Source organism: Micropruina sp. (assembly GCF_027492755.1).
In the GTDB taxonomy this organism is placed as follows: domain Bacteria; phylum Actinomycetota; class Actinomycetes; order Propionibacteriales; family Propionibacteriaceae; genus Micropruina.
In genome coordinates, this window is sequence record NZ_JAPUED010000047.1 from 11,911 (window position 1) to 24,171 (window position 12,261).

Consider the following 12,261-nt stretch of genomic DNA (forward strand, 5'->3'; position numbering starts at 1 on the left):
AATGGGCCAGCACCGTCCTGAACGACATCTTCTGACCACTGCCTCGTCATCCCGGGCTCGGTCCGTCATCCCGGCGTGCGCCGGGATGACGTGGCTTGTCGTCGTCTCGGGCTTGTCGTCGTCTCGGGCTTGACCCGGGATCTCGGGCGCCGCGCTGACATGGACTGTCTGGCCGTCCGTCAGCCCTCACGGTGCCGAGCGGTTAGGATCGCTGGGGACTCTGGAGGGTGAATGAAGAGCGTGCGTTGGGTGCTGGCCCTGGTCGTGGCCGGACTGCTGGTGTTGTCAGGGTGTTCGATCCCGGGGGCGAACGTGGCCGCCACGGTCAACGGGGTGGACATTCCGAGCTCTCGCATCGAGAGTGCGGTGGCAGCGATCGGCAGCAGCCCCGGCCAGTTGGCCGAGCCGCACGCCATCGTGCTGACCTGGGCGATCCGTGGCGAGGTGGCGCGGACGATCGCCGCCGAGCAGGGCATCCAGCTCACCGGTGAGCCGCGCACCGCGCTGTTGAGCGCCAACCAGAGCCTCGAGCAGTACGCGAAGGTGCCGCAGGCGGCGGACTTCGTCAACGACCTGGTCGACGCGACGCTGGTGATCAACAAGGTGGGCGAGGCCCCCTTCGTAGCCAAGGTCGCCCAGACCAACATTCAGGTCAATCCTCGCTTCGGCGCCTGGTCGGCCCAGACGGTGACGGTCGACCAGACGGGCGGCCAGCTCTCCGTGCCCTGGACGGCGCCGAGCGCCCCGGCCCCCTGAGCGCCATGCCGCACGCCGAGGTGGAACGCCTCATCGAGGTGATGCACACCTTGCGCCAGAAGTGCCCGTGGGACGCCGAACAGACCCACGAGTCGCTGATGCCGTACCTGGTGGAGGAGACCCTCGAAGTGGTGGAGGCCGTCGAGGACGGCTCCGACGCCGCCCTGGTCGAGGAGCTCGGCGACCTGTTGCTGCAGGTCGCCTTCCACGCCGAGATCGCCGCCCAGCAGAGCCGCTTCGACATCGACGACGTGGCCCGCGGAATCGCGGACAAACTGGTGGCGCGGCATCCGCACGTCTTCGCGTCCGAACCGGTGCCCGACGACATGCTGTCGACCTGGGAGCAGCGCAAACGTGCCGAGAAGGGCCGCACCTCGGCGTTGGACGGCATCCCGGGGCGGATGTCCGCACTGACCCGGGCCGCCAAGGTGATCGCCCGCAGCGAGCGGCACGGACTCGACGTAGCGCCGACCTCCGGCGGTGCCGATCTCGGGCAGCGGATGCTCGCCCTGGTCGCCGAGGCGCACGCCGAGGGATTGGACGCCGAACAACTCACCCGGGCCGCCGTCCGCGACCTGGAACGCCGCGTCGTCCGGGCCGAATCCGAGAGTTGACGGCAACCGGTCCGGTTCCGTGGCGGACCTTGCGAAGGTCGATCGGTTTCGGTGGGAGATCGGTGGTTCGTTCCTCGTCGTCCCCCGTCCGTTGCGGGGCGTTGACCGCTAGGGTGAGGAACGACGTTTCCACCACCCGAAAGGCACTGCATCGTGGCAAGCATCGAATTCGTCGACGCCCGCGAAATTCTCGATTCGCGCGGCAACCCCACCATCGAGGTTGAGGTCATCCTCGACGACGGCTCCCAGGGTCGCGCCGCGGTTCCGTCCGGCGCCTCCACCGGCGCCTTCGAGGCCGCCGAACTGCGTGACGGCGACAAGGGCCGCTACGGCGGCAAGGGCGTGCTGAAGGCCGTGGAGAACGTGCAGCAGCAGCTCTCTGCCGAGATCACCAACGTCTTCGAGGCCGACGCCCAGCGCGCCATCGATCAGGCCATGATCGAGCTCGACGGCACCCCCAACAAGTCCAAGCTCGGCGCGAACGCCATTCTCGGCGTCTCGCTGGCCGTGGCGCACGCCGCCGCCGAGTCGGCCGGACTGCCGCTCTACAAGTACCTGGGTGGCCCGACCGCCAACCTGCTGCCGGTGCCGATGATGAACATCCTCAACGGTGGGTCGCACGCCGACTCCAACGTCGACATCCAGGAGTTCATGATCGCCCCGATCGGCGCCGAGACCTTCGCCGAGGCGCTCGAGATGGGTGCCGGCGTCTACCACGCGCTGAAGGCCGTGCTGAAGGGCCGTGGCCTGGCCACCGGCCTGGGCGACGAGGGCGGCTTCGCCCCCAACCTGGAGAGCAACCGCGCCGCCCTCGACCTGATCGTCGAGGCCATCCAGAACGCCGGCTACACCCCGGGCAAGGACGTCGCGCTGGCGCTCGACGTGGCCGCGTCCGAGTTCTACAACGAGGACGGCACCTACTCCTTCGAGGGTCAGGCGAAGTCGTCGGCCGACATGGTGGCGTACTACGCCGACCTGGTCGCCAACTACCCGCTGGTCTCCATCGAGGATCCGCTGAACGAGGAGGACTGGGACGGCTGGAAGGCGATGACCGACGAGTTGGGCGAGAAGGTGCAGCTGGTCGGCGACGACCTGTTCGTCACCAACGTCGAGCGGCTCAAGCGCGGCATCGACACCGACACCGCCAACGCCCTGCTGGTCAAGGTGAACCAGATCGGCTCGCTGACCGAGACCATCGACGCCGTCACCATGGCACACCGGGCCGGCTACTCGACCATGATGAGCCACCGTTCCGGCGAGACCGAGGACACCACGATCGCCGACCTGGCCGTCGCCCTGGGCTGCGGCCAGATCAAGTCGGGTGCCCCGGCGCGTACCGAGCGGGTCGCCAAGTACAACCAGCTGCTGCGCATCGAGGAAGACCTCGAAGACGCGGCACGCTACGCCGGTGCGGCCGCCTTCCCGAGGTTCAGCACCAACTGACCGTACGCTTGACCTGATGAGAGGTCAGGTCTGATGGCCCGCGAACGGCGGCCAGCACGTACATCGCCAGCCGGCCCGGGGCGCTCCACGCGCACCCGGGCCGGTTCGCGCGCGTCCGGGGCCCGGTCGGGTTCGACCCCGGTGCCCGACGAGACGAACGCGACCGCACCCGATTCCGCCAAGGCGCCGCGGCGGTTGCCGAAGCTGCCCAGCCGGCTCGGCCTCACCCGGCGGGCGCTGGCCGTGCTTAGCGTGCTGATCGTGCTCGCGTTGTCGTACGCCAACTCGCTGCGGATCTACCTCGATCAGCAGCGTGATCTGGCCGAGGCGAACCAGCAGATCCAGGAGCGCACGGCGCGCATCGCCCAGCTCGAGGACGAGGTGCAGCGCTGGAACGACCCGGCCTACATCAAGGCGCAGGCCCGTGAGCGGTTGGGTTGGCTGCTGCCCGGTGAGACCGGCTACCGGGTGATCGGCCCGGACGGCAAGCCGCTCGGCAGCGGGGTCGTTCTGGATTCGACCAGCGAGTTGCCCCCCGGTGAGCACCCGGCAATGTGGTTCGACCGCCTCTGGGGGTCGGTAGAGACCGCCGACAACCCCACCCGCCGGGTCGGCCGCTGACCCGCCGCCGATCGAGTTCGCGGTACGCGGGGACGGTTCTTTTCGTTCCACTTTCGGCACGGAGGGACGGTTCTTTTCGTTCCGCCCGTAGCGCATCGCCCCAGGCCGGGCGCGGGACGCACTTCGACAGCGCCACCGGCCAGCGGGCAGAATGACAGCCATGCCCGCGTCCCTGATCGATCCCGCCGACATCGCGGCGATCGAGGAGCAGTTGGGCCGGACGCCGCGGGGCCTGGTCCGGGTCGCCTGGCGGTGCGCGGACGGCAGCCCGGGCGTGGTGGTCACCACGCCGCGGCTGCCCGACGGAACGCCGTTCCCGACCACCTACTACCTGACCTGCCCGAAGGCGGTCGCCGGCTGTTCGACGCTGGAGGCCCGCGGGGTGATGGCCGAGATGACCCAGCGGCTGGCCGAGGACGACGAACTTGCGGCCCGCTACGCGGCGGCGCATGAGGCGTATCTGGCCGACCGGGCGACGTTGGGCGAGGTGCCCGAGATCGACCGGGTCAGTGCCGGCGGCATGCCGACCCGGGTGAAGTGCCTGCACGTCCTGGTGGCGCACGCGCTGGCCGCCGGACCCGGGGTCAATCCGCTCGGCGACGAAGCCGTGGAGCTGTTGCGAGAATTTCCGTTCGGCGAATGTCTGGGGGAGCGATGAAGGTAGCGGCGATCGATTGCGGCACCAACTCGGTGCGACTGCTGGTGGCCCAGCCGAGCACGGACGGCGGACTCGTCGACCTGGAGCGCCGGCTCATCCTGACCCGGCTGGGCCAGGGCGTGGACGCCACCGGTCGCTTCCATCCGGACGCGCTGCAGCGAACCCTGGACGCCTTCGCCGAATACGCCGGCGTGATCACCGATCTCGGTGCCGAACGGGTCCGGCTGGTCGCCACCTCGGCCGCGCGGGACGCGTCCAACCGGGATGAGTTCTTCGCCGGTGCACGCGAGCGGCTGGGCATCGATGCCGAGATCATCAGCGGTGACGAGGAGGCGGCGCTGTCATTCCGCGGCGCCCTGACGGCGCTGCCCGACGTTGCCACGCCTGCCCTGGTGATGGACATCGGCGGCGGCTCCACCGAACTGGTCCTGGGCAGCGGGGGGACGATCCCGCGCATCGAGCACGGGCTCTCTCTCGACATCGGCAGCGTCCGGGTGCGTGAGCGGTTCCTGGCCGGCGACCCGCCCACCGGCGACCAGATCGCCGCGGCGTCCGACTACATCGACGCACTGCTGGACGGCTCCGGGATTGCATTCGCCGATGTCGCCACCTGGATCGGCGTCGGTGGCACCGCCACGTCGCTGTCGGCGGTCAACCAACGCCTGCCCGAATACGACCGGACGAAGGTGCACGCCTCGACCATCGCCCGCGACGAACTGTCGGCACTCACGTTGCGGCTGCTCAGCTCCAGCGTCGCGCAGGTGCGTGAGCTGCCGTCCATGCACCCCAAGCGTGCGGACGTGATCTGCGCCGGCGCCCTGATCGCCGACCGGGTCGGACGCCGGGTCGGCGTCGACCTGACCGTCAGCGAGTCCGACATCCTGGACGGCCTCGCGCTCGGCCTGCTGGAGCAGTAGCGCCCCAGCCCGGATCGACGCCAGTGGGTGCCGGGCGTACCGCCACGCACTACGATCAGGCCCGTGCCCCCGTAGCCCAATCGGCAGAGGCAGGCGGCTTAAACCCGCCCCAGTGCGGGTTCGAACCCCGCCGGGGGCACGCGCAGGTCAGTCGCGCCCACGCAGGAAAGCAACCCGCATCTGGCGAAGCTCACCGGTCATCAAACCTGAGGTGATGGCCGGATCGGCGTCCATGATCGCCCGGGCCGCGGCCTCGTCCGGTGCCTCGATGATCGCCACGCCGTCGTTCAGCGGCTGTCCCCAGGTGGGTCCGGCGAGGATCAGCGTGCCCGCCTCGAAGAGTTCGGCCAGATAGGGCGAGTGCCGCTCGCTCATGATCGCGGCCTCGTCCGGCGTGATCGTTTCGATGAACCGCTCCCGCGGGGGATGGACGAGATAGAGCCATTGCGCCATGGAATTCTCCTAGCTCCGGACGGGCGCCGCAAGCCTACGCGGCCGGCCTCAGCCGCCGGCCGGCCTCAGCCGTCCGCCGGATTCCCTGCGCCCGCAGGACCTGCCGCGACGAAGGCCTGGAAGTCCTGTGCCGACAGGTCGGCATAGGCGTGGCTCCACGCGGTGATCGCCTCGGCCACCACCTTGCCTGAGCCGATGTAGCCGATGATCGCCGCCGCTCGCGGCGACTGGCTGTGGGCCCTGGCGAGGGTGGCGGCGCAGGCTTGGGCGTATTCGACGAACGGCCGGTCCTCGAGCTGATCGACCTCGATGCCGCCCTTCATGTCGTTGAACTGACGCACATACAGGTCGGCCTCGGCGCCGCGCAGGTAGCCCAGGAACGGATCGGACACCGCCTGCAGCACGCGCTGCATCGCCACCACCCGAGCGCCTTGCCCGTTCGCCTCGATCATGGCCGTCAGCCGTTGCGGTTGGGCGATCCGTCCGTACTGTTCCAGCACGCTCACGTTCGCCTCCTTCGACTGCAGGATCAGCGCATGATCGTCCTGGTCCACCAGCAGCACCAGCGAGCATCTGGTGCCGACACTGCCCACACCGACCACCCGGCGGGCAACATCGGCGACGTCGTAGTGCTGCACCAGCAGCTGCACGTCCTGTGCCGCAGTATCGCGCCAGCGTTCGACGTAGGTGTGCACATTCTGTTCGGCCTCGGACTCCATCCGGGTCATCGTCGGCGGCCGTTCGACGAAGCGCAGCCTGCCGTCCGCGTCCTTGGTGGTCAGTCGCCGCACCGCGCGCTCGCCGGTGCGTTTCTGGGCCGACTTGATCGCCGCCCCGAGCACCCGCTTCGATTCACCCTTCAGCCGGCCCATTCCGGCCTGCACGTCGAAGTGCGAGAAGAAGCGCTGCGTGGGGGAGAGCGCCATCGCCTCTTCCAGCACATGCCGGTACGACATCACAGCACCCACGGTGGCCCGCTGGGTGACCGCGTCTGACCGTCCGGAGTGGCGGGCGCCGATCACCACGCTGGCGACGAGTCGTTTCAGGTCCCACTCCCACGGCGCCCACGCCGATTCGTCGAAGTCGTTCAGGTCGAACATCAGCGAGCGGGTGCGCGAGGCGTAGAAGCCGAAGTTGGACACGTGCGCATCGCCGCAGGCGGCGACCAGCAGCCCGGTGTGCGGATCGTCGGCCAGGTCGGCGGCCATCAGCGCGGCGGTGCCGCGATAGAACGCGAAGGCGTTGGCCGACATCCGCTCGGTACGCAGCCCGATCAGATTCTGGATCCGGGTCCGGTTCTGCTCGTCGAGAATGCCGAGCGGATCACGCGGACGATCGGTCAGGGTGGCGAGTGCGCGCCGCGGCACGCGCTTACGCAGCTCGCGTCCGGTCTGCTTGAGTTCACGAAGGGAGGGCAACGACGACCAGTTCATGGCCGGAGCGTAGTGCTCCCCGCACCTCGGCGACCATGCTTCGGTTCACCTGAATCGTGTGGGCCGATACCGGCACTAGCTGATGAGCGAGCCGATCAGCACACTCGCGCCGAGCGCCGCCACACCGATGATCAGTGACCGGATGATCGCCGGCCAAACCCGGGTGCCGCTGAGTTTGGACAAGACGACGGCCGTCACGGTGAGCGACAGGGCGACGCCGACGAGGATGAACTCTTCGACCCATGCAGGCGGTACCGAGATCGCGATCAGCACAGTCACCAGTGCGCCGAGCATGAAGGCGACGGCAGCGCTGACCGCCTCCTTGAGCGGTTCGCCCGGCGTGAGGATCTCGCGGATGCCATATTCGGTCTCCAGTTGGGCGCTGAGCGCGTCTGCGGCGTCCAACTCTTCGGCCACCTTCCGCGCGGTCTCCTCACTGACACCCTTGTCGCGGTAGTGCTGGGCGAGCTCGTCCAGTTCTTCGGCGTGACTCAACTCGAGCAGGTACTGCTCGGCGCGGATCACGTCCTGCTGCGCCTCGCGCTCGGCCGCCGTCTCCGCGTACTTCGCCGCGCCGAGCGAGACCGCGCCGGCCGCCGAGGCCATCAGCACGACCAGCGGCAACCGCGTGGTGTCGAGGACGAGCGCCAGGCCTTCAGCCAAACCGGCAACGCCCAACACTCCGTCGTTGACGTCGGCCACCCGGGCCCGGACGTCGTCCTTGCTGAGCCGCCACCAGCTGTGCGCGTCGCTCATCCGAGGCCCTCGGTGGCGACGCCGGACCAGCGGTCGAAGGCGTCCCGATTCACAGCGTGAGGATAGCGGGTGTGCTTGGTTTCGCCCTCGGGATGGGAGAAGCCGTGAGCAGCCGCTGAATTCCGGGTCGTCGCAGGCCCGATCAGGGACTTCCCGGGGGCGGGAAGCATCGCGGCGACGGATGCGTTGCCTACTATGGACGTACATCCACAAGGAGAAAGAAACTCACATGCGTAGCTCCAACCCCGTTCTTTCGAGGCCGGACGCTTTCACCCCGCAGCAGCAGACGAATCAGTACCAGCAGTACGGTCAGCCGCAGCAGGGTCAGTTCGGCTATCAGCAGCCGGGCCAGCCCTACCCGCAAGACCCCGTCCCGGGTGTCCAGGGCACGATGACCATCGATGATGTGATCACCAAGTCGGCGATCACGATGGGCACCGTCATCGCGACCGCGGCGCTCACCTTCATGTTCATGCCGGAACGGTTCCTGTTCCCGGCGGTGATCGTCAGCGCCATCGTCGGCTTCATCACCGTGATGGTGGTGGCCGCCCGCCGGGTGATCAACCCCGGTGCCGTGCTCGCCTATGCGGCGATCGAGGGTGTCTTCATCGGCGCGATCAGCAAGGTCTACGAGCACGCATGGAACGGCATCGTCCCGGCCGCGATCATGGCCACCCTGGTCACCGCCGCGGCGACCCTCGGCGCCTACAAGTTCTTCCGGATCAAGGTCACCAACAAGTTCCGCAAGATGGTGATGATCGGCACGCTGGCCTACGCCGGTCTGCTGCTGGTCAACTTCATCCTGTCGATGTTCGGCATGGGCTTCCTGTTCTCGGGCGGCAACCTGGCCTTCCTGCTGCTGATCTCCGCCATCGGTGTCGGCCTGGCCGTGTTCAACCTGATCCTCGACTTCGACTACATCGAGCAGGGCATCGCGATGGGTGCTCCGGCGTCCGAGTCGTGGCGTGGCGCGTTCGGCCTGACCGTCACCATGGTCTGGCTCTACATCGAGATGCTGCGGCTGCTGTCCTACTTCCGCTCCAACTGAGACTGATCTCGCACAACGCCGCCGGTTCGTCCGGCGGCGTTGTCGCGTTTCGTCGTCCGATTCGCTGCGCTCGCCGAACTATTCAGGGCTCGCCGAATTCAGCGAGCCCCCAGTAGTTCGGCGAGCGATCGTGCGGGACGCGGTTGGTTCGGCTCAGCCCGCGCTGCGGCGGCGATAGCCGAACCGCGCTGCCAACGTGGTCAGGTGCCGTTCGAGCAGGGCGCGGGATCCGGCGGCCCAGTGCAGCCGGTGCCACTGCTGCAGCGGCACCCAACGGGCGGACGCCGTGGTGCCGCCCACGTCCTGAACGACGGGGTCGGTGGGGTCGGGGCAGGTGGCGGCGTAGATGATCCGGACGGCGTGGAAGTCTTCGACGATGCCGCTGGGAGAGCGTCCGATCCAATGATCGGTCTGCACGTCCAGGAGCTGGGAGATCTCGATGTGCTGCGCGGTCTCTTCGACAGCCTCACGGATCACCGTCTGGCTCGGGTTCTCGCCGGGGTCGATGCCGCCGCCGGGCAGCCCCCACGAGTGCGGCACAGCCGTCCGTTCCGAGAACTCCGTCGCCAACAGGCCGCGGGCGCTGAGCACGATCGCGTAGGCGGCCAGCCGTTGCCGCACGATCGGTTCGCCGATCTCGTCCCGGCTCAGCCCCGGGTCGAGGGCGCGACGTCGCTGCGGTCCGCGTTCGGCGACCCGGCGGCCATGCGCCGACACCTGCACGGTCAGGGTCAGGTCGTCGCCGACGCCGGCTGCCGAGAGCGGCCGGACGATCCGGTAGCCGAGTTCCCAGGCCAGCCGGTGCGGATCGGCGCCGTGCACGAGCGGACGAGCGAAGACACTCGACCCTCCTGCCACGACCACACCGACGATCCGCATCTGCCCATGATGACCGAGGCATCTGGGCTCGCCAAACCGACTCCCCGAGGTCCGCCGGGCCCTCCCTAACTAGTTCAGCCCTCCCGTCGACGGGAGGGCTGAACTAGTTAGGGAGGGTTTTTCGGGTCTGGCCGAGGGTCAGGGGGTGACCTCGCGGCCGTCCAGATCGGTCACCAACGAGGTCGTGCCGATGGTGAAGTACATCCGGGGGACGCCGGTGCGGGCCCGGTCGTCGACGGTCACCTGCCAGCGGGTGTCGGCGGTGAAGTCGCCCTTCGCGCGGGCCTCTGCGAGCACCCGCCAGATCGCCGTCGACCGCACCCTGGCGACGGCGAATGGCGGCAGTTCGGGCTTTTGCGACCGCTCGTTGATGGTCACCGGAACGGTGGACGTGCGCAGCCGGCGGATGGTGGTCGTGGTGCTCCCCGGGAAGTCGACCCAGGCGCCCAGCGTCGATTGGACGCCGATCGCGATCGCGGTGGTCCGGGTACCCAGCACGTCGGCCAGACCGCGTTCGATGCCGCCCTCGGTGGTGAAGTCGAGCGTCGGCAGCAGACTGCCGTCCGGGTAGAAGAAGACCGTCCGTGACTCGGGAACGGTCGACACGCTCATGAAAACCTCGCCGGCGGACGAGTCGACGATCTGCAGTTCCTGGTCGCTCTCCGAACCCGAGATACCGGCGGCGGCCCGGAACAACGCACCGACGTCGTTGATGTGGAAGTCGTCGATCGAGAACACCGTCTGCTGCACATAGGCGACGTCGGTATCGACCTGCTTGATGGTGTTGTCGCGCCACGCCCAGGTCTCGGGCTGGTCGTCCTTGACCACGGTGATGGCGGCCCACCCCTTGGTGATCTCGACCTGGATCAGCCGCTGCGTTCCGGCCTTGGCGATCAGCCGTCGGACCATCGCGCGAGCCTGGCCCGGGGCGGTCAGGTCGAGGGCGACCGCCGACGAACTGGCGGTCGGGCTGGGCGAAGGAGCGGGTTGGGTGCATCCAGCGAGCAGGCTGAGCACGGCGATCGCCGCTGCCAGGGCTGGGGTGCGCACCAGGCGAGACTACCGTCCGCTCAGGGCAGACTGACCTCATGGACCTGACCCGTGACTCGCTGACGGTGGCTCCCGAACTGCTCGGAACCCGCCTGCGGGTCGGTGCGGTCACCCTGCGGATCACCGAGGTCGAGGCCTATCACGGCGCGGCCGATCCGGCGGCGCACGCCTACCGCGGCTGGCGTCCGCACACCCGGCATCTGTTCGAGGCGCCGGGGACGCTGTACTGCTACCGGTCCTACGGCATCCACATCTGCGCCAACCTGGTCTGCGGGCCGATCGGCAGCGGATCGGCGGTGTTGCTGCGGGCCGGCGAGGTGGTCGACGGGTTGGACGTCGCCCGCGTGCGGCGTCCCGGCGTCCCGGACGTGCGACTGGCCCGTGGCCCGGGCTGCCTGGGCCAGGCGCTCGCGCTCACCCTGGACGACTCCGGACGCCGGCTGGGCGATCCCGAGCTGGAATTACTGCCGCGTACCGGTGAGATCGGGCCGATCGCGACCGGTCCGCGGGTAGGGGTTTCGGTGGCGGCGACGCGTCCATGGCGGTTCTGGCTGACCGGCGATCCGACCGTCTCGCCGTATCGGGCGAGCCCTCGCCTGGGTCGTGGAGCGGGTGCTGTCAGCGAGAAGAAATGAACCTCTGAGACGTCTCGATCGACACGCCGTACAGGGCATCAGGGCCGGGGGTATGGTGTGGCTACCGGTCACCGTCGACCGGGTTCGGACCGATCGGATCGAGGTTTCAATGTCAGATCAGAGTGCGAGCGACTCGCTCGAGGAGTCCCAGGACACCACCGTGGTCGTGCAGCGGTCGGTGTCCCAACCTGTGAAGGAAGTTTGGCGTCTGCTGGTGACGCCGACGGGAGCCGAAGCCCTGCTGGGCGAAGGCGGTTCCCTCGGCGACAAGGGCGACAGCTGGCGTTCCAACGACGGCACCTATGGCGTGGTGCGCAGCTACCACCCGCTGGAGCAGATCCGCTTCAGTTGGCATGCTGAGCCCGACGCCCCCAAATCCCTGGTTGATCTGCACCTGGTCGAGCAGTCCGAGGACTCGACCGTCGTCGAGATCCGCCACGAGCACATCCCGGGCGGCTGGGACGTCGACGCCATCACCCAGCACTGGGAGAGCGCGCTCGAGCGGATCGCCGCAGCAAGCTGAACTCGTTGACGCAGCGGGCGGGCCGGTGATCCGGTCCGCCCGCTGACGTTTCAGCTCAGGCGCGGCTCAGCTGGCGAAGCGGGCCTCAGCTGGCGAAGCGGGCCTCAGCTGGCGAAGCGGGCGGCCGAACGAGCGCGCGCCTTGGCGGCTTCGACCTCACGGTTCTTCGGCGGCGCCGAGGTGGTCAGGTGCTCCAGGAGGTGCCGGGTGATGTGGGCGATCTCCTCGACGGCCTCGTTGAAGTACTGCTCGTTGGCCTTCGACGGCTTGGTCGTCCCCGACACCTTGCGGACGAACTGCAGCGCGGCGTCGCGCACCTCGTCGTTGGTGGCCGGCGGCTCGAAGTTGTTCAGCGGACGGATGTTGCGGCACATGCGGTCAGCCTACGTCGCGGCGCTGCGGCGGCCCATGCCGGGTGGCTCAGCCGCGCTCGCGCCATTCGATCGCGGGGCAGGTGTCCATCACCATCGGCAGG

General features: G+C 68.7%; 15 protein-coding genes and 1 tRNA gene. 10 read left to right on the plus strand and 6 right to left on the minus strand.

The genetic code is table 11. The features are described 5' to 3' along the window. Nucleotides 1-231 precede the first annotated feature (231 nt). From Q0066_RS03050 to Q0066_RS03080, 7 genes are all read left to right on the plus strand, one after another. Nucleotides 232-756, plus strand: a complete 525-nt coding sequence (locus Q0066_RS03050) for a hypothetical protein (protein ID WP_298129928.1) — start codon at nt 232-234, stop codon at nt 754-756. 5 nt (nt 757-761) lie between these two features. Then, nucleotides 762-1,370, plus strand: coding sequence for a MazG family protein (locus tag Q0066_RS03055; protein WP_298129930.1), 609 nt, complete (start codon nt 762-764; stop codon nt 1,368-1,370). 153 nt (nt 1,371-1,523) lie between these two features. After that, nucleotides 1,524-2,813: a phosphopyruvate hydratase gene (gene eno / locus Q0066_RS03060; RefSeq protein ID WP_298129932.1), complete on the plus strand. Its 1,290-nt coding sequence runs from the start codon at nt 1,524-1,526 to the stop codon at nt 2,811-2,813. Nucleotides 2,814-2,954: 141 nt separating this feature from the next. Then, entirely contained in the window at nt 2,955-3,434 is a 480-nt protein-coding gene (locus Q0066_RS03065; RefSeq protein WP_298129934.1) for a septum formation initiator family protein, read from the plus strand. 160 nt (nt 3,435-3,594) lie between these two features. Then, the gene (locus Q0066_RS03070; RefSeq protein ID WP_298129936.1) at nt 3,595-4,092 is read left to right on the plus strand and encodes a DUF501 domain-containing protein; all 498 of its coding nucleotides are present in this window, start codon (nt 3,595-3,597) and stop codon (nt 4,090-4,092) included. Next, nucleotides 4,089-5,009, plus strand: a complete 921-nt coding sequence (locus Q0066_RS03075) for a Ppx/GppA phosphatase family protein (protein ID WP_298129938.1) — start codon at nt 4,089-4,091, stop codon at nt 5,007-5,009. Before Q0066_RS03070 ends, Q0066_RS03075 begins: the two co-directional genes overlap by 4 nt. A gap of 65 nt (nt 5,010-5,074) precedes the next feature. Further along, nucleotides 5,075-5,148, plus strand: a tRNA-Leu gene (locus Q0066_RS03080). An 8-nt stretch (nt 5,149-5,156) separates the two neighbouring features. Here the strand turns inward: Q0066_RS03080 and Q0066_RS03085 are convergent. The 3 genes from Q0066_RS03085 to Q0066_RS03095 all read right to left on the minus strand — a co-directional run bounded on the left by Q0066_RS03085 (nt 5,157) and on the right by Q0066_RS03095 (nt 7,651). After that, a complete protein-coding gene (locus Q0066_RS03085) occupies nt 5,157-5,462 on the minus strand; it encodes a YciI family protein (protein WP_298129940.1) in 306 nt (101 codons plus the stop codon). 65 nt (nt 5,463-5,527) lie between these two features. Continuing rightward, nucleotides 5,528-6,895 (minus strand): DUF2252 domain-containing protein, encoded by a 1,368-nt coding sequence (locus Q0066_RS03090; protein WP_298129942.1) that lies wholly within the window; start codon nt 6,893-6,895, stop codon nt 5,528-5,530. Nucleotides 6,896-6,970: 75 nt separating this feature from the next. Next, nucleotides 6,971-7,651, minus strand: coding sequence for a VIT1/CCC1 transporter family protein (locus Q0066_RS03095; protein ID WP_298129944.1), 681 nt, complete (start codon nt 7,649-7,651; stop codon nt 6,971-6,973). A gap of 229 nt (nt 7,652-7,880) precedes the next feature. On the opposite strand from Q0066_RS03095, the gene Q0066_RS03100 reads away from it, so the two are divergent. Continuing rightward, entirely contained in the window at nt 7,881-8,699 is an 819-nt protein-coding gene (locus Q0066_RS03100; RefSeq protein WP_298129946.1) for a Bax inhibitor-1/YccA family protein, read from the plus strand. A 153-nt stretch (nt 8,700-8,852) separates the two neighbouring features. Here the strand turns inward: Q0066_RS03100 and Q0066_RS03105 are convergent, their stop codons facing one another. Together Q0066_RS03105 and Q0066_RS03110 are read right to left on the minus strand one after the other, a co-directional pair. Next, entirely contained in the window at nt 8,853-9,578 is a 726-nt protein-coding gene (locus Q0066_RS03105; protein ID WP_298129948.1) for an NUDIX domain-containing protein, read from the minus strand. A gap of 138 nt (nt 9,579-9,716) precedes the next feature. After that, nucleotides 9,717-10,628, minus strand: coding sequence for a hypothetical protein (locus Q0066_RS03110; protein WP_298129950.1), 912 nt, complete (start codon nt 10,626-10,628; stop codon nt 9,717-9,719). 38 nt (nt 10,629-10,666) lie between these two features. On the opposite strand from Q0066_RS03110, the gene Q0066_RS03115 reads away from it, so the two are divergent. Together Q0066_RS03115 and Q0066_RS03120 are read left to right on the plus strand one after the other, a co-directional pair. After that, a complete protein-coding gene (locus tag Q0066_RS03115; RefSeq protein WP_298129952.1) occupies nt 10,667-11,263 on the plus strand; it encodes a DNA-3-methyladenine glycosylase in 597 nt (198 codons plus the stop codon). Nucleotides 11,264-11,423: 160 nt separating this feature from the next. Beyond that, on the plus strand, nt 11,424-11,786 hold the full coding sequence (locus Q0066_RS03120; RefSeq protein ID WP_298129954.1) for an SRPBCC domain-containing protein: 363 nt from the start codon (nt 11,424-11,426) through the stop codon (nt 11,784-11,786). A 104-nt stretch (nt 11,787-11,890) separates the two neighbouring features. Here Q0066_RS03120 and Q0066_RS03125 read toward each other — a convergent pair whose 3' ends face one another. After that, complete coding sequence (locus Q0066_RS03125) at nt 11,891-12,160, minus strand: DUF2277 domain-containing protein (RefSeq protein WP_298129955.1); 270 nt, start codon at nt 12,158-12,160, stop codon at nt 11,891-11,893. Between the last annotated feature and the right edge of the window lie 101 nt (nt 12,161-12,261).

Excerpts from the sequence above, each read along its gene's own strand:
- Q0066_RS03050 (WP_298129928.1), top strand. The coding sequence starts at position 232 with ATGAAGAGCGTGCGTTGGGTGCTGGCCCTGGTCGTGGCCGGACTGCTG.
- Q0066_RS03055 (WP_298129930.1), top strand. The coding sequence starts at position 762 with ATGCCGCACGCCGAGGTGGAACGCCTCATCGAGGTGATGCACACCTTG.
- Q0066_RS03070 (WP_298129936.1), top strand. The coding sequence starts at position 3,595 with ATGCCCGCGTCCCTGATCGATCCCGCCGACATCGCGGCGATCGAGGAG.
- Q0066_RS03075 (WP_298129938.1), top strand. The coding sequence starts at position 4,089 with ATGAAGGTAGCGGCGATCGATTGCGGCACCAACTCGGTGCGACTGCTG.
- Q0066_RS03085 (WP_298129940.1), bottom strand. The coding sequence starts at position 5,462 with ATGGCGCAATGGCTCTATCTCGTCCATCCCCCGCGGGAGCGGTTCATC.
- Q0066_RS03090 (WP_298129942.1), bottom strand. The coding sequence starts at position 6,895 with ATGAACTGGTCGTCGTTGCCCTCCCTTCGTGAACTCAAGCAGACCGGA.
- Q0066_RS03095 (WP_298129944.1), bottom strand. The coding sequence starts at position 7,651 with ATGAGCGACGCGCACAGCTGGTGGCGGCTCAGCAAGGACGACGTCCGG.
- Q0066_RS03100 (WP_298129946.1), top strand. The coding sequence starts at position 7,881 with ATGCGTAGCTCCAACCCCGTTCTTTCGAGGCCGGACGCTTTCACCCCG.
- Q0066_RS03105 (WP_298129948.1), bottom strand. The coding sequence starts at position 9,578 with ATGCGGATCGTCGGTGTGGTCGTGGCAGGAGGGTCGAGTGTCTTCGCT.
- Q0066_RS03115 (WP_298129952.1), top strand. The coding sequence starts at position 10,667 with ATGGACCTGACCCGTGACTCGCTGACGGTGGCTCCCGAACTGCTCGGA.
- Q0066_RS03125 (WP_298129955.1), bottom strand. The coding sequence starts at position 12,160 with ATGTGCCGCAACATCCGTCCGCTGAACAACTTCGAGCCGCCGGCCACC.